Genomic DNA, 21,232 nt, shown 5'->3' on the forward strand with positions numbered 1-21,232 from the left:
AACTCAGCTCAGCCCGCTGGGGACCTTGAGTACGTCCAGTATCAGGCAGGTCTGCGGGCTCAGTTCGCCGTCGCAGCCCTGCAGCACGAAGCCCGAGCGGCCCTTCTGCTTGGCCCGGTACATGGCCTCGTCGGCAGCCTTGTAGAGTCCGGCGAACTGCAGCGCATGCTGGGGATAGAAGGCGGCGCCGATGCTGATGGTCACGGCCAGGCGGTTGGCACCGTAGAGCACCGGTCGCGACAGCTCGGCGAGCAGGCGGTTGGCGATCTCCTGCGTGTGTTGCTGGGCGTCGGGGCCGCAGACCAGCACGGCGAATTCATCTCCCCCCAGGCGCGCCACCATGTCGTGGGTACGCACGTGTTCACGCAGGCGGTGGCCGATGGTGCGCAGCATCAGGTCGCCGGCATCGTGGCCATAGCGGTCGTTGATCGGCTTGAAATGATCCAGATCGACCAGCATCAGTGCCACCGACTCGCCGCGGCGCTGGGCATCGGCCAGCGCCACTTCGGCGCGCTCGATCAGGTAGCGGCGGTTCGGTAGCTCGGTCAGCGGATCATGGAAGGCGGCATGCTGCAGGCGCTGTTCGCGTTCGCACAGCTGCTGATTGGCCTGGGCCAGCTCGGCGGTACGCAGGCGCACCGCCTCCTGCAGGTCATCGGCGCTGGCCTGCATCTGCGCCAGGCGTGCGCCTTTTTCGCGATCGGCCTGCCGCAACGCCTCGGCCTTCTCCTGTTTGAGCATCTGGATGCGGTAGGCCAGGGCGAAGGAGAACAGGATCGACTCGGCCGCCACGGCCAGCGGGAACACATAGGCGTTCCAGGTCGCCGGCTGGACCAGGCCGGTAGAGCGCATCAGGGCCAGGCTGATGCTGCCGAGGATCAGGCCGTAGCCGCACAGGTAGAGCAGGGCGGGGAAGTAGCCCTGGCGCCAGCGCACCAGTGCCGAGCCGAGTGCAGCCGGGATGCTGGTCAGCGACAGCAGGGCGATCAGCCAGGCGGCCAGGTTGCGCTGGCCGAGGCCTTCCAGGGTCACGGCGATGACATAGCAGACACAGGCAAAGCTCAGCAGGTGATGCGCCCAGCGCACGTGCTGGCGGGTCTGCAGCAGCGTCTGGGTGAAGCGACAGGCGCAGAAGCCCCACAGCGAAGGCAGGGTGACGCGGTCCAGCCAGAACGGCACCGGGCCCTCCGGCCACAGGTACTGGAAGCCATGGCCGCTCATGCTGACGATCATCAGCAGGGCGCCGGCGGTGGTCAGCACGTACCAGAAATAGGCGTTGTCGCGCAGGGTGAAGAAGATGAACAGGTTGTACAGCAGCAGGGCGGCGATGATGCCGTAGATCAGGCCCAGGCCCAGGTTTTCGCTGATTGCCTGGTGATCCAGGTCTTCCAGCTGCCAGACCCGCAGCGGGAAGGAGTTGCCGGCCGGGTCGAAGCTGCGCAGGTAGAAGGTGGTGGGTGTCGTGCCCAGCTCCGGCAGCTCCAGCACCATACGCCGATAGGGGTGGTCGCGCCCCTCGGCGAAGCTGACCCGTTCGCCGGACTGCCGCTGTATCCAGCCACCCTGACCGTCCGGGCTGTACAGCTGCAGGTCGAGCTGGGTCACCGCGCCGATTTCCAGCCACCAGCGCGCGGGTGCCTCGGTGCCACGCTGCAATTGCAGCTTGATCCACCAGGGGTTGGGATTCTGGCCGACGCTGGCACGGCCGTTGGCCGGGGTGAAGCGCTGCTGGATGGCCGGGTCGGCCATGTCGGCGATGCTCAGCGTGCCGCCGACATCCTCCAGCAGCTCGATCTGCCCGTTCAGCGATTGCCCGCTGGCGTCACTCCGCAGTTCTACCGGCGCAGCCCTTAGCTGGCCGGCGGCCAGGCTGATGCACAGTAGTGCGAGCAGCGCACGCAGAACGGGGAAACGCACCATGGTGACTCCTTGTTGGCCCTGGTGGCTGGCAATTGGCAATCATGCTGGAGTATAGCCACGGAAGTGACTGTGATCACAAATATGCAGTGATCAACGTCGATAAACACCAGAGCGTTTCGGTCGGACTCTGTATATTTTTTGTGCTATATTCCGCGCCCCCGTGAGAGCCCGTCTGATCAAAAAATATGCAAGCCGCCAAGCCGCTGTTCGACTACCCGAAGTACTGGGCCGAGTGTTTCGGTCCCGCACCTTTCCTGCCGATGAGCCGGGAAGAGATGGATCAACTCGGCTGGGACAGTTGCGACATCATCATCGTCACCGGTGATGCCTACGTCGATCACCCGTCCTTCGGCATGGCCATCATCGGCCGCCTGCTGGAAGCCCAGGGCTTCCGCGTCGGCATCATCGCGCAGCCGGACTGGCGCTCGAAAGACGACTTCATGAAGCTCGGCCAGCCCAACCTGTTCTTCGGCGTGGCGGCGGGCAACATGGACTCGATGATCAACCGCTACACCGCGGACAAGAAGATCCGCAGCGACGATGCCTACACCCCCGGCGGCGTCGCCGGCAAGCGCCCCGACCGTGCCAGCCTGGTGTACAGCCAGCGCTGCAAGGAAGCCTACAGCAACACCCCGGTGGTGCTCGGCGGCATCGAGGCCTCCTTGCGCCGCATCGCCCACTACGATTACTGGTCGGACAAGGTGCGCCGCTCGATCCTGATGGACGCCACCGCCGACATCCTGCTGTACGGCAATGCCGAGCGCGCCGTGGTCGAGATCGCCCAGCGCCTGGCCTTCGGTGAGAAGGTCGAGCAGATCACCGACGTGCGTGGCACCGCCTTTGTCCGCCGCGATACGCCGGAAGGCTGGTACGAGGTGGACTCCACCCGTATCGACCGTCCGGGCAAGGTCGACAAGATCATCAACCCCTATGTGAACACCCAGGACACCGCCGCCTGCGCCATCGAGCAGCAGAAGGGCGAGGCGGCGCTCGAGGACCCCAACGAGGCCAAGGTCGTCGAGCTGCTGCCCAGCCCGAAGATGACCCGCGCCAAGACCGTGATCCGCCTGCCGTCCTTCGAGAAGGTGCGCAACGACCCGGTGCTCTACGCCCACGCCAACCGCGTGCTGCACCTGGAGACCAACCCGGGCAACGCCCGCGCCCTGGTGCAGAAGCACGGCGAGGTGGACGTGTGGTTCAACCCGCCGCCCATCCCGATGACCACCGAGGAAATGGACTACGTGTTCGGCATGCCCTATGCGCGCGTGCCGCACCCGGCGTACGGCAAGGCGAAGATCCCGGCCTACGAGATGATCCGCTTCTCGGTCAACATCATGCGTGGCTGCTTCGGCGGCTGCACCTTCTGCTCGATCACCGAGCACGAGGGCCGCATCATCCAGAACCGCTCGCACGAGTCGATCATTCGCGAGATCGAGGAGATGCGCGACAAGGTGCCGGGCTTTACCGGCGTGGTCTCCGACCTCGGCGGGCCGACCGCCAACATGTACCGCATCGCCTGCAAGAGCCCGGAAATCGAATCCGCTTGCCGCAAGCCGTCGTGCGTGTTCCCCGGCATCTGCCCGAACCTGAACACCGACCACAGTTCGCTGATCGAGCTGTACCGCAAGGCCCGCGCCCTGCCGGGCGTGAAGAAGATCCTGATCGCCTCCGGCCTGCGCTACGACCTCGCCGTGGAGTCGCCGGAGTACGTCAGGGAGCTGGTCACCCACCACGTCGGTGGCTACCTGAAGATCGCCCCGGAGCACACCGAGGAAGGCCCGCTGAATCAGATGATGAAGCCGGGCATCGGCAGCTACGACAAGTTCAAGCGCATGTTCGAGAAGTACTCGAAGGAAGCCGGCAAAGAGCAGTACCTGATCCCGTACTTTATCGCCGCGCACCCGGGCACCACCGACGAGGACATGATGAACCTCGCCCTGTGGCTCAAGCGCAACGACTTCCGCGCCGACCAGGTGCAGGCCTTCTACCCGTCGCCGATGGCGTCGGCCACCGCCATGTACCACTCGGGCAAGAACCCGCTGCGCAAGGTCACCTACAAGAGCGACGGCGTGACCATCGTCAAGAGCGAGCAGCAGCGCCGCCTGCACAAGGCCTTCCTGCGCTACCACGACCCCAAGGGCTGGCCGATGCTGCGCGAGGCGCTGGAGCGCATGGGCCGCGCCGACCTGATCGGCAACGGCAAGCATCACCTGATCCCGACCTACCAGCCGCAGACCGACGAGTACCAGAGCGCGCGACGGAAGAACTCGACGCCGGCCGGCAGCAAGAAGGTCGGTGGCGGCGACAAGGGCAAGACGGTCGGGCGCATCCTCACCCAGCACACCGGCCTGCCGCCGCGCGGTAGCGACGGCAGCAAGAGCTGGGACAAGCGCGAGCAGGCCAAGGCCGCCGCCGAAGCGCGACGCAAGGCGGAGAAGGCCGGCGCCGGCAAGCCCGTCAGCAAGAAGCCGAGCAAGCGTCCGGTCGCCCCGCGCTGAGTCTGACGGCGAATGCGTGCACCTTTCTGGTGCGCGCGGCCCTCAGCCCAGGCCGTGGGCGCGAAAGTGCGCCACGTAGGCCTTGTCCACCTTGAGAATGTGGTGTGTCAGCCAGTCCTTGAGCAGCTCCAGGGTCTCGGCGCCGACCGTTTCGCCGCAGTCGTGGCGTGCAGCAGGCTCATCACCTGGCCGCTGAACAGGTTGTGCTGCGCCTGGTGGGCCTCGGTGTCCGGGTAGCCCAGGCGGATGAACAGGTGCTCCTCGACGATGAAGTGGTTCATCACGTAGTCCATCAGCCCCTCCAGCAGCGCGCCCACCTGCTCCCGCGGGGCCTCGCCCTGCAGCGCCTGGTGCAGCGCGTTGGTCTGTTCCACCAGCCAGCGGTGCTGCTCGTCGATCTCCGCTATCCCCACCTCAAGCGCTTGCGTCCACGGCATGAAGGTCATGCGGTCCTGCTCCCTTCGTTGTTTTTTGCCGATCTTGCCCGCCACGGCCGGGGCCTCGTTGATCCCGGTCAATGGCGGTGGCACAAGTCTTGCCCCTTGCAGGTATCGCCCTGGCTCGCAGGAGGCACGCCGTGTCGATCCATGTCGCACTGCAGCACGTCACGCACTACCGCTACGACCGCCCGATCAACCTCGGCCCGCAGGTGGTACGCCTGCGCCCGGCGCCGCACAGCCGCACGCGCATCCTCTCCTATGCGCTGCAGGTCTGGCCTGGCGAGCACTTCGTCAACTGGCAGCAGGACCCGCAGGGCAACTACCTGGCGCGCCTGGTGTTCCCGGAGAAGACCGAAGAGCTCAAGGTCACCGTCGACCTGGTCGCCGAGATGGCGGTGTTCAACCCCTTCGACTTCTTCCTCGAGCCGCATGCCGAGAAGATTCCCTTCGCCTATGTCGAGGCCGAGCGCCGCGAGCTGGCGCCCTATCTGGTCACCGAGGCCGGCGGGCCGCTGTTCGCCAAGTACCTGGCCGGCGTCGAACGCAAGCCCACGCCCAGCGTCGACTTCCTGGTGGCGCTCAACCAGCGCGTGGCGCAGGACATCCGCTACCTGATCCGCATGGAGCCGGGCGTGCAGTCGCCGGAAGAAACTCTGCAGCTGGCTTCCGGCTCATGCCGCGACTCGGCCTGGCTGCTGGTGCAGCTGCTGCGCCACCTGGGGCTGGCGGCGCGTTTCGTCTCCGGCTACCTGATCCAGCTCACGGCCGACGTCAAAGCCCTCGACGGCCCCAGCGGCACCGAGCAGGACTTCACCGACCTACACGCCTGGTGCGAGGTGTATCTGCCCGGCGCCGGCTGGATCGGCCTCGACCCGACCTCCGGCCTGTTCGCCGGCGAGGGGCATGTGCCGCTGGCCTGCAGCCCGGAGCCTTCCTCGGCGGCGCCGATCAGCGGGGTACTCGACGAATGCGAGTGCGAGTTCGCCCACGACATGCGCGTGCAGCGCATCTGGGAGGCGCCGCGGGTCACCAAGCCCTACAGCGACGAGCAGTGGCACGACATCCTCAGCGTCGGCCGTCAGGTCGATGCCGAGCTGGCCTACGGCGATGTGCGCCTGACCATGGGCGGCGAGCCGACCTTCGTCGCGCTCGACTACCCGGATGATGCCGAGTGGAACACCGCCGCCATGGGGCCGAACAAGCGCCGCCTGGCTGCCGAGCTGTTCCACCGCCTGCGCGCGCACTATGCGCCGCACGCCCTGGTGCATTTCGGTCAGGGCAAGTGGTATCCGGGCGAGCAGCTGCCACGCTGGTCGCTCAACTGCTTCTGGCGCAAGGACGGCGAGCCGATCTGGCAGGACCCGGCGCTGTATGCCGACGAAACCCGCTACTACGGCGCCGACGCACGCCTGGCTGCGCGCTTCCTGGCCAGCCTGGCCGGGCGCCTGGGACTGTCCGCCGAGCATGTGTTCCCGGCCTATGAGGACTGGCTCTATTACCTGTGGCGCGAGCGCCGCTTGCCGGCCAACGTCACCCCGGAGGATGCGCGTCTGAGTGACCCGCTGGAGCGTGAGCGCCTGCGCAAGGTGTTCTGCCGCGGTCTCGGCGAGGTGGTCGGGCAGGTCCTGCCGCTGATGCGCAGCGCCGGCGATGATGCCTGGCTGACCGGCCCCTGGTTCCTGCGCGACGAGCACTGCCGGCTGATTCCCGGCGACTCGCCGCTGGGCTACCGCCTGCCGCTGGACTCGCAGCCCTGGGTCGGCGAGCTGGACTACCCCTACGTCACGCCGCAGGACCCGCATCAGCCATTCCCGCCGCTGCCGAGCCGGCAGAGCATCCAGCAGCAGCTGCGCACTCCGCTGCACCCGGGCAATGGCCACGGCAAGCCGGGCGAGGGCGAGGGGCCGGCGGCGCCGGGGCCGTTCGAGTCGGCCGGCGGCGTGGTACGTACCGCGTTGTGTGCCGAGCCGCGCGACGGTCGCCTGTACCTGTTTATGCCGCCCTTGGACCGTCTCGATGACTACCTGGAGCTGGTCGCCGCCATCGAGGCCACTGCCCGCGAACTGCGCTGCCCGGTGCTGCTGGAGGGCTACGAGCCGCCGGCCGATCCACGCCTGACCCACTTCCGCGTCACCCCGGACCCAGGCGTGATCGAGGTGAATATCCACCCGGCGGCGAGCTGGGACGAGCTGGTCGAACGCACCGAATTTCTCTACGAGGCCGCGCGCCAGTGCCGCCTCTCCAGCGAGAAGTTCATGCTCGACGGTCGCCATACCGGCACCGGCGGCGGCAACCACTTCGTCCTCGGCGGCGCCACACCGGCGGAATCACCTTTCCTGCGCCGTCCGGACCTGCTGCGCAGCCTGATCAGCTACTGGCACAACCACCCGTCGCTGTCCTACCTGTTCAGCGGCCTGTTTATCGGCCCGACTTCGCAGGCGCCGCGCGTCGACGAGGCGCGCAACGATGCGTTGTACGAGCTGGAGATCGCCTTCGCGCAGATGCCCGAGCCGGGCCGCGAGTGCCCACCCTGGCTGGTCGACCGCCTGCTGCGCCACCTGCTGGTGGACGTCACCGGCAATACCCACCGCGCCGAGTTCTGCATCGACAAGCTGTACTCGCCGGACAGCGCCAGTGGCCGCCTTGGCCTGCTCGAACTGCGCGCCTTCGAGATGCCGCCGCATGCGCGCATGAGCCTGGCCCAGCAACTGCTGTTGCGTGCGCTGGTCGCGCGCTTCTGGCACGAACCCTACCGTCCGCCGCGCCTGGCGCGCTGGGGCACCGAGCTGCACGACCGCTTCCTGCTGCCACATTTCGTCGAGCAGGACTTCGCCGATGTCATCCAGGAGTTGAATGCCGCCGGCTACCCGCTACGCGCCGAGTGGTTCGCCCCGCACCTGGAGTTCCGTTTCCCCAAGCTGGGCGACTACGCGGTGAAAGGCATCGACCTGGAGCTGCGGCAGGCCCTGGAGCCTTGGCATGTGCTGGGCGAGGAAGGCGCCGTCGGCGGTACCGTGCGCTATGTGGATTCCTCGCTGGAGCGGGTGCAGGTGCGCCTCGCCGGCCTGGCCCCGGACCGCTACCTGCTGACCTGCAATGGCGTGCCGGTGCCGCTGCGGCCCACCGGTAAGGTCGGCGAGTTCGTCGGCGGCGTGCGCTACCGCGCCTGGCAGCCGGCCAGCTGCCTGCAGCCGACCATCGGCGTGCACGCGCCGCTGGTGTTCGACCTGGTGGATACCTGGATGCAGCGCTCGCTTGGCGGTTGCCAGTACCATGTGGCGCATCCCGGTGGGCGCAACTTCGAGGCTTTGCCGGTGAATGCCTACGCCGCCGAGAGCCGGCGCCTGGCGCGTTTCTTCCGCCACGGGCACAGCCCGGGTGAGCAGACGCTGAGCGAGCCCATCAACAATAATGAACTGCCCATGACTTTGGATTTGCGCCGCGTTTAGCTCCCTCTCCCGCTTGCGGGAGAGGGTTGGGGAGAGGGGCGGACTGCTTCCCTCTCCCTCGATCCCTCTCCCCTGAATAGGCGAGGGGCGCGCTGTGCCTGATAGAGCCTGCCATGCCTGACCTGCTTGCCGATTACCCGCGCCCCCACGCGGCCTACCACGAACTGCTCGATGCCCAGGGCCAGGTGCGCCCGCACTGGCGGCGCCTGCTCGACCAGCTGCAGCGCAGTACCCCGGCGCAGCTGCAGCAGCGCCAGGCCACGCTGGCGCGGCAGATTCAGGAAAACGGCGTGACCTACAACGTCTACGCCGACCCGGAGGGCGCCGACCGTCCCTGGGAACTGGACCTGCTGCCCAACCTGATCCCCGCCGACGAGTGGCAGCAGATCGCCGCCGGCGTGGCCCAGCGTGCCGGCCTGCTGAATTCCGTGCTGGCCGACCTGTACGGCCCGCAGCAGCTGCTCGCCGAAGGCCTGCTGCCGAGCGAGCTGGTGTTCGGCCACGACAACTTCCTCTGGCCCTGCCAGGGCGTGCAGCCGCCGGGCGGCACCTTCCTGCACCTGTATGCGGTGGACCTGGCCCGTGCGCCGGACGGCCGCTGGTGGGTCACCGCCGACCGTACCCAGGCGCCGTCCGGTGCCGGCTACGCGCTGGAGAACCGGCAGATCCTCTCGCGCGCCTTCCCCGAGCTTTACCGCGACCTGCGCGTGCAGTACCTGGCCGGCTTCTTCCGCACCCTGCAGGACACTCTGGCCCGCCAGGCGCCGGTCGACGGCGGCGAGACACCGCTGGTGGTGCTGCTCACCCCGGGGCGCTTCAACGAGAGCTATTTCGAGCACCTGTACCTGGCGCGCCAGCTCGGCTATCCGCTGGTCGAGGGCAGCGACCTGACCGTGCGCGACGCCAAGCTCTACCTCAAGACCCTGGCCGGCCTGCGCCGCGTGCATGCCGTGCTGCGTCGCCTGGACGACGACTACTGCGACCCGCTGGAACTGCGCACCGACTCCGCCCTCGGCGTGCCCGGCCTGCTGGAGGCGGTGCGCCAGGGCAATGTGCTGGTGGCCAACGCCCTCGGCAGCGGTGTGCTGGAATCGCCGGGCCTGCCCGGATTCCTGCCGGCGATTGCCGAGAAGCTGCTCGGCGAGGAGCTGCTGCTGCCCTCCATCGCCAGTTGGTGGTGCGGCGAGGCGCCGGTGCTGGACGAGGCGCTGGACAAGCTCGACGAGCTACTGGTGCGCCCCAGCTTCCCTTCGCAGAGCTTCGCCCCGGTATTCGCCCGCGACCTCGACGAGGCGCAGCGCAGCGCGCTGGCCGAGCGCATCCGCAGCCGTCCCTATGCCTATGTGGCACAGGCTCGCGCCCAGCTGTCGCAGGCGCCGGTGTGGCTGGCCGAGGAGGGCGGCCTGGCGTCGCGCGCCATCGGCATGCGCGTGTTCGCCGTGGCCAGTGCCGAAGGTTACCGGGCGCTGCCCGGTGGCCTGACCCGGGTGGCGGCCGATGCCGATGCCGAGGTGGTGTCGATGCAGCGCGGCGGCGCCAGCAAGGACACCTGGGTGCTCGGCGAGCGTCACCCCGGCGGCGAGCCCTGGCAATGGCTGCGCCCGCTCGGGGTCGCCGACCTGGTGCGCAGCGACCCCTACCTGCCGTCGCGGGTGGTGGAGAACCTGTTCTGGTTCGGCCGTTACGGCGAGCGCTGCGAGGACAGTGCGCGCCTGCTGCGCATCCTGCTGCAGCGTTATGTCGACGATGACGATGATCCGCAGGCCCTGCAGGCTGCGCTGGCCCTGGCCGAAGGCCTCGGCCTGCTGCCCGGCGCGGCCAGCGGCTCGCTGCAGGCCCGCCTGCAGCAGGCGTTGTTCGGCGCCGACTGGCCGACCAGCCTGCGCGCCAACCTGCAGCGCCTGCAGTGGGCGGCCGGCAGCGTGCGCGGCAAGCTGTCCCAGGCCAACTGGCAGGCACTGGTGGAGCTGCAGCGCGAGGCCCAGGCCCTGGAAGGGCAGCCCGCCGACTTCGGCGAGCTGCTGGATTTTCTCGACCGCCTGCTGATGTCGCTGGCGGCGCTGTCAGGCTTCGCCCTGGATGACATGACCCGCGACGACGGCTGGCGCTTCCTCATGCTCGGCCGCTGCATCGAGCGCCTGCAGTTCCTCTGCGAGAGCGTCGCCGGGCTGCTGCGCAGCCACGCGGCACAGGACCAGTCGGCGCTGGAGTGGCTGCTGGAGCTGGGCAACAGCATCATCACCTACCGCACCCGCTACCTGGCCGCGCCGCAGCTGATCCCGGTGCTCGACCTGCTGCTGCTCGACGAGCAGAACCCGCATGCGGTGCTGTTCCAGCTGCGCCAGTTGCTGCGTTCGCTGGAGCGCCTGGAGGAGGGCTTCGACTTCCGCGCCGGCCCCACCCTGGGCGAGCTGGCGAGCAAGCTCGCCGCCTTCCGCCTGGGCAGCCTGGAGAGCCCGCTGTTCGGCAGCTCCGGCCAGCGCGCGGTGCTCGGCGGCCTGGCCGACCTGCTGCTGCAGATCGCCGAGGTCTCCGGGCGGGTCTCCGATCAGCTGGCGCTGCGCTTTTTCGTGCATGTCGATGCCAGCCGCGGGACACTTTCCTCATGAAACGCGCCCTGTACCAGGTCCTGCACGATACCCACTACCGCTACTCGGCGCCGGTGTCCCTGGCCCAGCAGCTGGCCCACCTGTGGCCGCGCGACTGCGCCCGGCAGCTGTGCCAGGAGCGGCACCTGACCGTCACCCCGCCGCCGACCGCGCACCAGGACGGCCTCGATACGTTCGGCAATCCGCTGACCCGCCTGGTCTTCGAGCGCCCGCACGAGCAGTTGCGGGTGATCGCCAGCCTGCGCGTCGAGGTGCTGGCCCGCGACAGCCTGGTGCTGGACGACTCTCCGGCCTGGGAAAGCGTGGTAGCGGCGCTCGGCTACTCCGGCCAGCCGCTGGCGCCGGAGCTGCTGGAGGCTGCGCGTTACCGCTTCCAGTCGCCCTACGTGCACCTCAAGCGCCTGTTCGCCGACTACGCCGCCGACTGCTTCGCCCCCGGCCGGCCGCTGTTGCGTGCGGCGCAGCTGCTGATGCAGAAGATCTTCCGCGAATTCACCTTCGATGCCGCCGCCACCCAGGTGGCGACGCCGCTGGTGCAGGTGCTGGAACAGCGCCGTGGCGTGTGCCAGGACTTCGCTCACCTGATGCTCGCCTGCCTGCGCTCGCAGGGCCTGGCCGCGCGCTATGTCAGCGGCTATCTGCTGACCCAGCCACCGCCCGGCCAGCCCCGCCTGATCGGCGCCGACGCCTCGCACGCCTGGATATCGCTGTACTGCCCGCGCCACGGCTGGGTCGACTTCGACCCGACCAACAACCTGCTGCCCAACCTGGAGCACATCACCCTCGGCTGGGGCCGCGACTTCGCCGATGTATCGCCGCTGCGCGGGGTGATCCTCGGCGGCGGCAGCCACGATCCGGACGTACGGGTGACGGTGACGCCGTTGGAGGCGCCTTTGCCGGCGGTGGGCTGACAGCACTTCGCGGGAGAGGGCGGGGTGGCCTCGGCCCTCTCCCTAGCCCTCTCCCATAAATGGGAGAGGGAATGTCAGTCGGGGCTCGGATTTTCTTCGGCACTCAGGACCGCTACCGGCGGCAGAGTCCGTATTGGCGTCACTGGAGGGCGGCTCCTGTCGTGCTCCCCTCTCCTGCTTGCGGGAGAGGGGCCGGGGGAGAGGGTAATGGCGGCTGGTAGTTCATGTCGGCAATGCGCCCTGGCTCTTCAGTCCGTAGCCCGGATGCAATCCGGGACCGGAGTTGCCTGCTTCCCGGATTGCATCCGGGCTACCTGTTGAGCTACTGCAACGCACCCAGCCCGGCCACCGGCAAAGCAGGTCGCCGCCGCTGGGCGCCTCAGTCGAGCATCACGCCCGAGCGCTGCGGCTCAGAAGCCGACCAGCACCTCGCGCAGCGCATCGCCTTCACGCACCACGAAGATCGCGCTCAGTCCCTGTTGCCGCGCCACCCGCGAACCGGCTTCGACGCCCAGCACCAGCAGGGCGGTGGCCCAGGCGTCGGCATGCATGCAGCTGGTGCAGATGACCGAGACCGAGGTGAGCGGCGACAGCAGCGGTGCGCCGCTGTGCGGGTCCATGGTGTGCGAGACGCTGGTGCCGTCGCGTTCGCGCCAGTGCCGGTAGTCGCCTGAGGTTGCAATCGACGCATCCGTCAGCTCCAGGGCTCCGAGCACTTCGCGGCGGCCGCGCAGCGGCTTCTCCAGGGCTACCGCCCAGGCGCTGCCGTCGGGCTTGTGCCCGGCGGCACGCATCTCGCCGTCGATGCCCACCAGGAAGTTGTTCACGCCGTGTTCTCGCAGGCAGCGCGCCAGTTGGTCGACGGCGAAGCCCTTGGCGATACCGTTGAGGTCCAGGCTGATGCGGCTGTGGGTGCGCGCCGCGCGCCGAGGCACATCCAGCTCCAGCGCATCCCGCGCGCGCGGTGGCCGCGGCGGTAGCTGCTCGGTGGCGGCCTGCGGACCGAAGCCGTAGGCGCTGACCAGAGCGCCGACGCCGATATCGAAGGCGCCGCCGGCCTGTTCGCCAATCTGCAGGGCGGTGGCCAGCACCCACAGCAGTTCCTCTGGCAGCTCGACCCACTGGCCCGGCGGCGCGGCGTTGAGGCGCATCAGGTCGGAGTCGGCCTGCCAGGTCGACATCTGCCGGTCGACGCGGTCGACCGCCTGTTGCAGCTCGGCCTGCTGGGCGCCCTGGTCGATGCTCTCTGCGGCATAGAACACGGCGCTGTAGCGCGTGCCCATGGTCGCGCCGCTGAGGCTGTAGCGCTGCTCAGTAGACATCTTCGCGGTACCTGCCCTGTTGCCTCAATTGTTCGACGCTGCCGCCCTGGCCGGCCAGCAGCGTTTCCACCACGGCGCGCACGCCGGCCGCCATCTCTCTGGAGCCGCACACCAGTATCTGCGCGCCCTGGGCCAGCAGCCGCTGCAGTTCAGTCGCGTCCTGACCCAGGCGATCCTGCACGTACATCGCCGCGGAGCCCTGGGAGAAGGCCAGGCCCAGCCGGGTCAAGCGGCCATCGGCCAGGCACTCCTGCAGTTCGGCCTGGTAGGGGAAGCCCGCCTGTGCATGGCGACCACCCCAGTAGAGGTGCAACGGACGTTGCGCGAGGTTCTTGCGAGCGAAGCCGATCAGCGGTGCCAGGCCGGTGCCGGCACCCACCAGGATCAGCGGATGCTGGCCGGCATCGGGGCGGAAATCCGGGTGCGGCTGGAGGAAGCCCTGAACGCACGCGCCGACCGGCAGTTCATGCAGCAGCTGGGAGCAGAGCCCCTGTGGCTGCCGGCGTACGCAGATTTCCACCGCGCCGTCGTCATCGGCGCTGGCGATCGAGTAGTAGCGTGGCGCCAGTCCGGGGCCCGGGCTGACCGCCAGCAGATCGCCGGGGGCAAAGCGTGCCAGCGGCTGCCCGGCATCGAGCGCAAAGCGCAGGATGGCGGCCGTCGCCTCGTCGGCTTCGCCGAAGACTTCGCGGCTCAGCAGGCGCAGCGGCTGCAGGGCCGGCATGGACTGCACCGCTGTCAGCTTGAGGTCGATGTCCAGCGCGCGGCCCAGGCGCTGAGCCCACAGGTCGAGGCCACCAGGATTGCCGCGATCGACCTTGTGCAGCGCCAGGAGCGGCTTGATGCCCAGCGCGCACAGCTGTTCCTCGACCTGCTCGGCATAGCCGCAGAAGTGCTGGAAGCTGCTGTCGCCAAGGCCCAGGACCGCCGCCTGTAACTCCGGCGCCATCCGGCTCTGGGCCAGGCGCTGGAGGAATGCCGAGGCCGACTGCGGCGCCTGGCCGTCGCCATGGGTGGCAGTGAGGATCAGCAGGTATCTGGCCTGCGGGTAGCTGGGCTGCAGCTGGTTCATGCTGGCGCTGTGCACCGACATGCCGCTGGCCGCCAGTTGCTCATGCAGCTGGCGGGCGTAGTCCCAGGTGCTGCCGCTCTGGCTGCCGACCAGGATGATGGCCTCGGCCTGTTGCGCCGGGCTGCTGTCGGCAACGGTGCGCGACTGACGCTGGCGCCGCCACCAGGCGAAGGTGCCGGTGATGCCAAGGAACAGGCACGCCAGGCTGGCGGCGCCGAGGATCAGCGACCACATCGGCGAGCCGGCAGCGGTATGCAGCTCGTACATCGTCTCGTACAGCTGGCGCGCCGGCCCATGGGGCTGGTAGCTGATCCAGTTGCCGCTGCCGGCGTTGACGAAGCCCTCGCCGGTCGCCGTGCGGACGGTGAAGTAGCTGGCCTGGTTGGCGCTGGGGAACTCCAGCTCGCGCAGGTCCTGCAGCGCCAGGTTGCGCAAGGCCGACAGGGTGCCCGGCGCTGCCGCCGGCGCGGCGTCGACGCTCTCGGGGTAGGCCAGCTCCACGTCCTGGCCGTCGTTGATCCAGCCCTGGCTACTGCCGGCGAGATAGAGGCCGCTGCCGGCGCTGACCAGCAGCACCGGCAGCGCCCAGCGCGCCACCACGCTGTGCCAGTGCGCCAGGCCGTGGCCCGGCTTGATCGGCAGCAGCAACCGATGCCAGCCGCCCAGGCGCCGGGCCAGCAGCCAGCCGCCGCTCACGGCCAGCGCCAGCAGGGCCAGCGCGGCAAGGCCGCTGAGCCAGCGCCCGGCGGAGCCCAGCAGCAGCTCGCGATGCAGGTCACGGATCCAGCCCAGGGTTGCCGAAGGCTGGTACGGGCCGATGACCGCTGCCGTGAGCGGATCGATCCGTACCTGATCGGTGCCCTCGGCCGTAGCGAGGGTGGCCCGCAGTTCACCGTCGGGCGCCCGCTCCAGGCGCTCGATGTTCGGCAACTGTTGCGCCAGGCGCTCGGCGACCTGACCGACCGACTGCGTATCGCTCGCGGGGGCCTGCAGGTGCCCGCTCAGTACGCTGGCGGACAGCACCAGGCCGCTGGCCGCCGAGAGCATGAGGAGGAGGCCGAGGGCCAGGCTGAGATACAGATGGATGCGCTGCGACATGGGCGGGCTCCGGGGCTCAGAACGTATAGCCGAAGCTGTCGATGTAGCCCTGCCCGCCACCCTTGACGCTGGTCGCCTGGCTGGACAGCGGTACCTGGATTTCGCCGCGGTTGTCGCGCTTGTCTTCCACGGCAGTGTCGATGCGGATCTGGTAGCCGGCATCGATCAGGGCGTCTTCCAGCTCGACGGCAACCTCCAGGGTTTCGCCGCTGCCGACGCTGGCGCCGGTCAGCCCGTCGAACTCCGCCGGCCGGTTGCCACCGCCCTGGGCCCAGTCACGCAGATGCCGGTAGTACTTGGCCTTTTTGCCGGCCACCCACAGCGTGCGCTGGTAGGCGCCCTGGGCATCGGTGACATAGATCGCCAGGTAGGCTTCGTTGCCGCGGTATTCCTGCAGGGTGGTGGTCAGGTGGATTTCGCGGGCCTGGCTGATGGCCGGCAATGCCGAGATGCCCGCCAGGGCGAAAGAGAGTGCGGTCTTGTTCATTTCAAGGTCCTCCAGAAGTGCTGGAGACAACCTTATCGGGCTTCACTTAAGCGAAGCTGAACCCCTCTAGGACGGGCCTTAAGGAGATCTTAAGACTGTTCTGATCCTGCGCTGCGCAGCCACGCCAGTGCACCCAGCCCGGCCGCGCGGCCACTGGCGAAACAGGCGGTGAGCAGGTAGCCGCCGGTCGGGGCTTCCCAGTCGAGCATCTCGCCGGCGCAGAAGGTGCCGGGCAGGGCGCGCAGCATCAGGTTCTGCTCCAGCGCCTCGAAGGTCACGCCGCCGGCGCTGGAGATGGCTTCGTCCAGCGGGCGGGTGCGCAGCAGCTCGATCGGCAGCGCCTTGATCGCGCGAGCCAGGCGGTTCATATCGGCGAAATCCGCAGGCGTGGTCAGCTCGCGCAGCAATGCCGCCTTGGCGCCGTCCAGGCCGAGCTGGCGGTGCAGGTGCTTGGCCATGGAGGCCGAGCCGCGCGGCTTGCTCAGCAGCGCCTCGACTTTCTCGATCGTGCGCTCCGGCTGCAGATCCAGATACACCTGCGCGCTGCCGTGCTGCTCGATGCGCTGGCGGATGGCGGCGGACAGCGCATAGACCAGGCTGCCCTCGATGCCGTGCTCGGTGAGGACGAATTCGCCGCGCCGTGGTGCTTCTCCGTCCAGCCCCAGGGTCACGTTCTTCAGCGGCGCGCCGGCGAACTTGCCGCGCAGGTGCTCGCTCCAGCCGGCCACCTCGAAGCCGCTGTTGGCCGGGCGCAGCGGCGACACCTCGACTCCGAGCTGCTCCAGCAGCGGCACCCAGGCGCCGTCCGAGCCGAGTCGTGCCCAGCTGCCGCCGCCCAGGGCCAGCACGCAGGCATCGGCTGTAACCAGGCGCTCACCCTCGGGCGTGGCAATCCGTAGCGCGCCGCTCTTGTCCCAGCCCAGCCAGCGGCTGCGGGTGTGGATGGCCACGCCGGACTCGCGCAGGCGCTTGAGCCAGGCGCGCAGCAGCGGTGCGGCCTTCATATCGGCGGGGAACACCCGACCGGAGGTGCCGACGAAGGTGTCGATGCCGAGATCATGAATCCAGGCGCGCAGGGCTTCGGCATCGAAGTCCGCCAGCAGCGCGGCGATTTCGCCCTCGCGCTCGCGGTAGCGGGCGAGGAACGGTGCCTTGGCCTCGGAGTGGGTGATGTTCATGCCGCCGACCCCGGCCAGTAGAAACTTGCGCCCGACCGAAGGCATGGCGTCGAACAGCTCGACCCGCACGCCGGCGTTGGCCAGCACTTCGGCGGCCATCAGCCCGGCAGGGCCGCCGCCGATGATGGCGACCAGGGGAGACGTAGAGGCGGGACGAGCGGACATGGCGGTTCGGCGGCGAGGGCGGGTGCGCATTCTAGCGCAGCTGCGCCAACACCCGCGCCGCACTGTGATGAAGGATGCCGTGGCGGCGGGCGAGGACGGCGCGGTCCTTGTCGTAGCCGCCGCCGATCAGGCCGACCACCGGGATGTCGCGTTCCAGGCAATGACGGAACACCGCCTCGTCGCGGGCGGCGATGCCGGCGTCGGTCAGTTGCAGATAGCCGAGGGCGTCGTCCTTGTGCACGTCGACTCCGCCGTCGTAGAGCACGATATCGGGCTGGTACAGGGCCAGCAGGTAGCCCAGGCTGTCGTGCACCACCTTGAGGTAGTCGGTGTCGCCCATGCCGATCGGCAGGCCGATGTCCCAGTCGCTTTTGGCCTTGCGCGCCGGGAAGTTCTTCTCGCAGTGCAGGGATACGGTGATGGCGTCCGGCACGTTCTCCAGCAGGCGCGCGGTGCCATCGCCCTGGTGCACGTCGCAGTCGTAGATCAGCACCCGGCCGGCGCGCCCGCTCTCCAGCATGTAGCGGGCAACCACGGCCAGGTCGTTGAAGATGCAGAAGCCGGAGGCCTCGTCGAAGTGTGCGTGGTGGGTGCCGCCGGCCAGGTGGCAGGCCGCTCCATGCTTGAGCGCCAGTTCGGCGGCCAGCAGCGAGCCGCCCACCGCGCGCACGGTGCGCCGGGCCAGCGGTTCGCTCCAGGGCAGGCCGAGACGGCGCTGTTCCTGGTAGGTCAGCTCGCCGCTGGCGAAGCGCTCGATATAGGCCGGGCAATGGGCCAGAGCGAGCACGTCCGCAGGGCAGATTTCGGGACGATGCAGTTCGCCGTCGCGCACCAGGCCGCTGTCCACCAGGTGGTCGCGTAGCAGGCGGAACTTCTCCATGGGGAAGCGATGGTTGGCCGGGAAGGGCGGACTGTAGTCGTCGTGGTAGACCAGCGGCAGCATAATGAGCAACTCTCGCAGCCATTTGAAAATCGAGGCGAGCCCAGTATATGAGCACAACCCTGAGCAGCGAACGCCTGATCCTGCGGCCCTGGCGCGAGGACGATCTCGACGCCCTGGCGCAGCTGTGCGCTGACCCCGAGGTAATGGCGCATTTCCCCGCGCCCCTGGACCGCGCTGGCAGCGCCGCGCTGCTCGGCAAGCTGATGGCGCACCAGGCCGAGCATGGCTTCACCTTCTGGGCGCTGCAGCGGCGCGAGGACGCGGCCTTTGTCGGTTTTACCGGCCTGGCGCGGGTCGGTTTCGCGGCGCCCTTCGTGCCGGCGGTGGAAATCGGCTGGCGCCTGGCCCGGCCCTACTGGGGCCAGGGCTATGCGCTGGAGGCGGCGCGGCGTGCGCTGCAGTTCGCCTTCGAGGATCTGCAGCTGGATGAAGTAGTGTCCTTCACTGTACCGGCCAACCAGCGTTCCTGGGGCCTGATGCAGCGCCTGGGCATGCGCCGCGACGCGGCAGGCGACTTCGAGCATCCCAACCTGCCGGTCGGCCACCCGCTGCGCCCGCACTGGCTCTATCGCATCGAGCGCGACAGCTGAGAGTCAGTCCTCGCTGACACTGCGCAGCCAACTCTCGAGGTCGGCAGCCGACAGCGGGCGGGAAAACAGATAGCCCTGGCCCACGTGGTAACGCTGCTGCTTGAGGATGCGCTGCTGGCCGTGGTTTTCCACGCCTTCGGCCACCACGGTCAAGTGCAGGCTCTCGCCCAGGCGGATCACCGCCTCGCTGAGGGCCTGATTGGTGGTGTCCTGCTCCAGGTCGAGGACGAAACTGCGGTCCAGCTTGAGTTCCTGGATCGGCAGGCGGCGCAGGTAGCTGAGGCTGGAATAGCCGGTGCCGAAGTCGTCCATGGACAGGCGGATACCCTGGTTGTGCACCTCGTCGAGGGTCTTCAGCGTGCTGGGGTTGGTATCCAGCAGTACGCTTTCGGTGATCTCCAGGGTCAGGTCGGAGGGCTGCAGGCGGTTCTGCTCCAGGGTCTGGGCGATCATCCCGGGCAGGTCGAGGTTGTGGAAGTTGGTGGGCGACAGGTTCACCGAGACGGACGGGATGGCCAGGCCTTGCCGACGCCACTGCGCCAGCTGGCTGCACGCCTCGCGTACGGCCCACAGGCCGAGCTGGTTGATCAGGCCGCATTCCTCTGCCAGCGGAATGAAGCGCGCCGGCGAGATGTCGCCGAATTGCGGATGGTGCCAGCGCGCCAGGGCCTCGACGCCGTAAAGCATGCCGTCGCTCATGCGTACCTGCGGTTGGTAATGCAGGCTCAGCTGGTTCTGTTCCAGGGCGTCGCGCAGGGCGCTTTCCAGGGCCAGGCGCTCCTGGGCCAGCTGGTTCAGCTCGTGGCTGAAGAAGCTGTAACGGCCACGCCCGGAGCTCTTGGCCTGGTACATGGCCATGTCGGCGCGGTGGACCAGGGTGCCCATGTCGTGTCCGTCCGCCGGGTACATGGCAATGCCGATGCTGGCCGAGGGGCGAATGGTGCTGCCGGCAATCTCGCAAGACTGGCTCAGGGTGTGGCGCAGCTGTTCGAGCATTTCGGCGATCTGCTGGCTGCCGCACTGCGGCAGGACCACGACGAATTCGTCGCCAGACAGGCGGCCGACGATATCGCTGCTGCGGCGGTTCTCGCACAGGCGACCGGCGATCAGGCGCAGCAGCTCGTCCCCGGCCGGATGACCGAGCGAGTCGTTGACCTGCTTGAAGCGATCCAGATCGACGAACAGCACGCTCAATGGCGTCCTGTTGCGTGCGGCCTCGGCCAGCGCCTGGTCGGCCCTGGCATGCAGCAGGCTGCGGTTAGGCAGCTGGGTGAGGCTGTCGTAGAACGCCAGCTGGCGGATCTGCGTACGGCTCTCCTCGCGCTGCAGGGCCAGCGAGCAGAGATGCGCCAGCACGTCCAGCAGGCGCTTGTGGAAGGCGCTGGGGCCGCGCGGTTCGCGATAGTAGAAGGCGAAGGTGCCGAGCACCCGGTTGTGGTTGTCCTTGATCGGCGTCGACCAGCAGGCACGCAGGTCGATGGGCAGGGCCAGGTGGCGGAAGTTGTCCCACAGCGGGTCGCTGGCGATGTCCTCGACCAGCACCGGTTCGCCGCGAAACGCGGCAGTGCCGCAGGAACCGACGCTCGGGCCGATGGCGACACCTTCGAGCGCCGCGCAGTAGCTGGCGGGCAGTTTCGGCCCCGCCAGCGAATGCAGCAGGCCGCCTTCGCTGACCCGCAGGATGGAGGCGGTGATTTCCGGGCAGATGCGCTCGACTTCGCGGCAGGCCTTTTCCATCAGGGCTTCCAGCGGTTCCTCGCGCGCCATGGCCTCGAGGATGCGATGCTGCAAGACCTCGTGCATCTTCGACTGGGTGATGTCGGTGAGCACCACCACGGCATTGCTCATCACGCCGTCGGCATCCAGTACCGGGTTGATCGCGACATGGCACCAGATGCGCTGGCCGTCGGCGCAGTAGGCCAGCTCGTCGCTGTTATAGGGCTGGCCGGCAGCCAGCTGGGCCCGGATGGCGGCGATGTGCTCGTCTGACATGTAGGGCGCCAGCAGCCTCAGCGGGGTGTGCGAGTCCAGGTGTTCCCGGGAATAGCCGAGCAGGCGGTTGAAGCCGTCGTTGACGTACAGCGTGCGCCATTCGCCGTCGATGATCATGATCGCGCTGTCGGTGCGGTCGACCACCAGCGAGACCAGGCGCAGCTTCTCGTCCTGTTGGTGCTGCTCGGTAATGTCCTTGATGAAGGCGGTGTACAGCACCTCGTCGTCGGCCTCGATCTTGGAAATCGACATCGAGGCCCAGCGGCGGCTACCGTCGGGGCGCTGGACATGCAGGGTACGGCTGCTGCCGACGATCTTGTTGATGCCGGTACGGCGATTGGCCTCGATGTAGCCATCGTGGTCCGCGCGGATGTCCGGCGGTACCAGGATGCTGACGTTGTGGCCGATGACCTTTTCGCGCGGCAACCCCCACAGATGTTCAGCCGAACGGTTGAACAGGATTACCTGGTTACGGCTGTCGATGACCACCACACTGTCGACAGCCTGTTCCAGGGTCTGGATGAAAATCTTCGAGAGGTTGCGATTTGGCATGCGGAT

At 68.3% G+C, this 21,232-nt stretch carries 13 protein-coding genes; 5 read left to right on the plus strand and 8 right to left on the minus strand.

Features of this window, described 5'->3' with window-relative positions; genetic code table 11:
- Positions 1-3 precede the first annotated feature (3 nt).
- Positions 4-1,920, minus strand: a complete 1,917-nt coding sequence (locus PA6_RS11300; protein WP_021701052.1) for a diguanylate cyclase — start codon at positions 1,918-1,920, stop codon at positions 4-6.
- Between the two features lie 185 nt (positions 1,921-2,105).
- Here PA6_RS11300 and PA6_RS11305 point away from each other — a divergent pair, with 185 nt between their 5' ends.
- Positions 2,106-4,418, plus strand: a complete 2,313-nt coding sequence (locus PA6_RS11305) for a YgiQ family radical SAM protein (RefSeq protein ID WP_021701053.1) — start codon at positions 2,106-2,108, stop codon at positions 4,416-4,418.
- A gap of 107 nt (positions 4,419-4,525) precedes the next feature.
- Here PA6_RS11305 and PA6_RS11310 read toward each other — a convergent pair whose 3' ends face one another.
- Complete coding sequence (locus tag PA6_RS11310) at positions 4,526-4,948, minus strand: bacteriohemerythrin (RefSeq protein ID WP_021701054.1); 423 nt, start codon at positions 4,946-4,948, stop codon at positions 4,526-4,528.
- A 47-nt stretch (positions 4,949-4,995) separates the two neighbouring features.
- On the opposite strand from PA6_RS11310, the gene PA6_RS11315 reads away from it, so the two are divergent.
- The 3 genes from PA6_RS11315 to PA6_RS11325 all read left to right on the plus strand — a co-directional run bounded on the left by PA6_RS11315 (position 4,996) and on the right by PA6_RS11325 (position 11,827).
- Positions 4,996-8,307 (plus strand): transglutaminase family protein, encoded by a 3,312-nt coding sequence (locus PA6_RS11315; protein WP_021701055.1) that lies wholly within the window; start codon positions 4,996-4,998, stop codon positions 8,305-8,307.
- Positions 8,308-8,420: 113 nt separating this feature from the next.
- Complete coding sequence (locus tag PA6_RS11320) at positions 8,421-10,916, plus strand: circularly permuted type 2 ATP-grasp protein (protein ID WP_021701056.1); 2,496 nt, start codon at positions 8,421-8,423, stop codon at positions 10,914-10,916.
- Positions 10,913-11,827, plus strand: coding sequence for a transglutaminase family protein (locus PA6_RS11325; protein ID WP_021701057.1), 915 nt, complete (start codon positions 10,913-10,915; stop codon positions 11,825-11,827). The genes PA6_RS11320 and PA6_RS11325 overlap by 4 nt, the downstream gene beginning before the upstream one ends.
- Positions 11,828-12,237: 410 nt before the next feature.
- Here the strand turns inward: PA6_RS11325 and PA6_RS11330 are convergent, their stop codons facing one another.
- The 5 genes from PA6_RS11330 to PA6_RS11350 form a co-directional block, all read right to left on the minus strand.
- Positions 12,238-13,149: an FAD:protein FMN transferase gene (locus PA6_RS11330; RefSeq protein ID WP_021701058.1), complete on the minus strand. Its 912-nt coding sequence runs from the start codon at positions 13,147-13,149 to the stop codon at positions 12,238-12,240.
- On the minus strand, positions 13,139-15,319 hold the full coding sequence (locus tag PA6_RS11335) for a PepSY domain-containing protein (protein WP_021701059.1): 2,181 nt from the start codon (positions 15,317-15,319) through the stop codon (positions 13,139-13,141). The genes PA6_RS11330 and PA6_RS11335 overlap by 11 nt, the downstream gene beginning before the upstream one ends.
- 16 nt (positions 15,320-15,335) lie before the next feature.
- A complete protein-coding gene (locus PA6_RS11340) occupies positions 15,336-15,806 on the minus strand; it encodes a DUF2271 domain-containing protein (RefSeq protein WP_021701060.1) in 471 nt (156 codons plus the stop codon).
- An 89-nt stretch (positions 15,807-15,895) separates the two neighbouring features.
- Positions 15,896-17,149: a BaiN/RdsA family NAD(P)/FAD-dependent oxidoreductase gene (locus PA6_RS11345; RefSeq protein ID WP_021701061.1), complete on the minus strand. Its 1,254-nt coding sequence runs from the start codon at positions 17,147-17,149 to the stop codon at positions 15,896-15,898.
- Between the two features lie 31 nt (positions 17,150-17,180).
- Entirely contained in the window at positions 17,181-18,095 is a 915-nt protein-coding gene (locus tag PA6_RS11350) for a histone deacetylase family protein (protein ID WP_043216601.1), read from the minus strand.
- A gap of 44 nt (positions 18,096-18,139) precedes the next feature.
- Here PA6_RS11350 and PA6_RS11355 point away from each other — a divergent pair, with 44 nt between their 5' ends.
- Positions 18,140-18,682: a GNAT family N-acetyltransferase gene (locus tag PA6_RS11355; protein ID WP_021701063.1), complete on the plus strand. Its 543-nt coding sequence runs from the start codon at positions 18,140-18,142 to the stop codon at positions 18,680-18,682.
- A gap of 3 nt (positions 18,683-18,685) precedes the next feature.
- On the opposite strand, the gene PA6_RS11360 is transcribed toward PA6_RS11355, so the two are convergent.
- On the minus strand, positions 18,686-21,226 hold the full coding sequence (locus PA6_RS11360) for an EAL domain-containing protein (protein WP_021701064.1): 2,541 nt from the start codon (positions 21,224-21,226) through the stop codon (positions 18,686-18,688).
- Positions 21,227-21,232 lie beyond the last annotated feature (6 nt).

The organism is Aquipseudomonas alcaligenes NBRC 14159, assembly GCF_000467105.1.
Taxonomy (GTDB): Bacteria; Pseudomonadota; Gammaproteobacteria; order Pseudomonadales; family Pseudomonadaceae; genus Aquipseudomonas; species Aquipseudomonas alcaligenes.

Coding starts and splice junctions, on each gene's coding strand:
- PA6_RS11300 (WP_021701052.1), bottom strand. CDS start 1,920: ATGGTGCGTTTCCCCGTTCTGCGTGCGCTGCTCGCACTACTGTGCATC.
- PA6_RS11305 (WP_021701053.1), top strand. CDS start 2,106: ATGCAAGCCGCCAAGCCGCTGTTCGACTACCCGAAGTACTGGGCCGAG.
- PA6_RS11320 (WP_021701056.1), top strand. CDS start 8,421: ATGCCTGACCTGCTTGCCGATTACCCGCGCCCCCACGCGGCCTACCAC.
- PA6_RS11325 (WP_021701057.1), top strand. CDS start 10,913: ATGAAACGCGCCCTGTACCAGGTCCTGCACGATACCCACTACCGCTAC.
- PA6_RS11330 (WP_021701058.1), bottom strand. CDS start 13,149: ATGTCTACTGAGCAGCGCTACAGCCTCAGCGGCGCGACCATGGGCACG.
- PA6_RS11335 (WP_021701059.1), bottom strand. CDS start 15,319: ATGTCGCAGCGCATCCATCTGTATCTCAGCCTGGCCCTCGGCCTCCTC.
- PA6_RS11340 (WP_021701060.1), bottom strand. CDS start 15,806: ATGAACAAGACCGCACTCTCTTTCGCCCTGGCGGGCATCTCGGCATTG.
- PA6_RS11345 (WP_021701061.1), bottom strand. CDS start 17,149: ATGTCCGCTCGTCCCGCCTCTACGTCTCCCCTGGTCGCCATCATCGGC.
- PA6_RS11355 (WP_021701063.1), top strand. CDS start 18,140: ATGAGCACAACCCTGAGCAGCGAACGCCTGATCCTGCGGCCCTGGCGC.
- PA6_RS11360 (WP_021701064.1), bottom strand. CDS start 21,226: ATGCCAAATCGCAACCTCTCGAAGATTTTCATCCAGACCCTGGAACAG.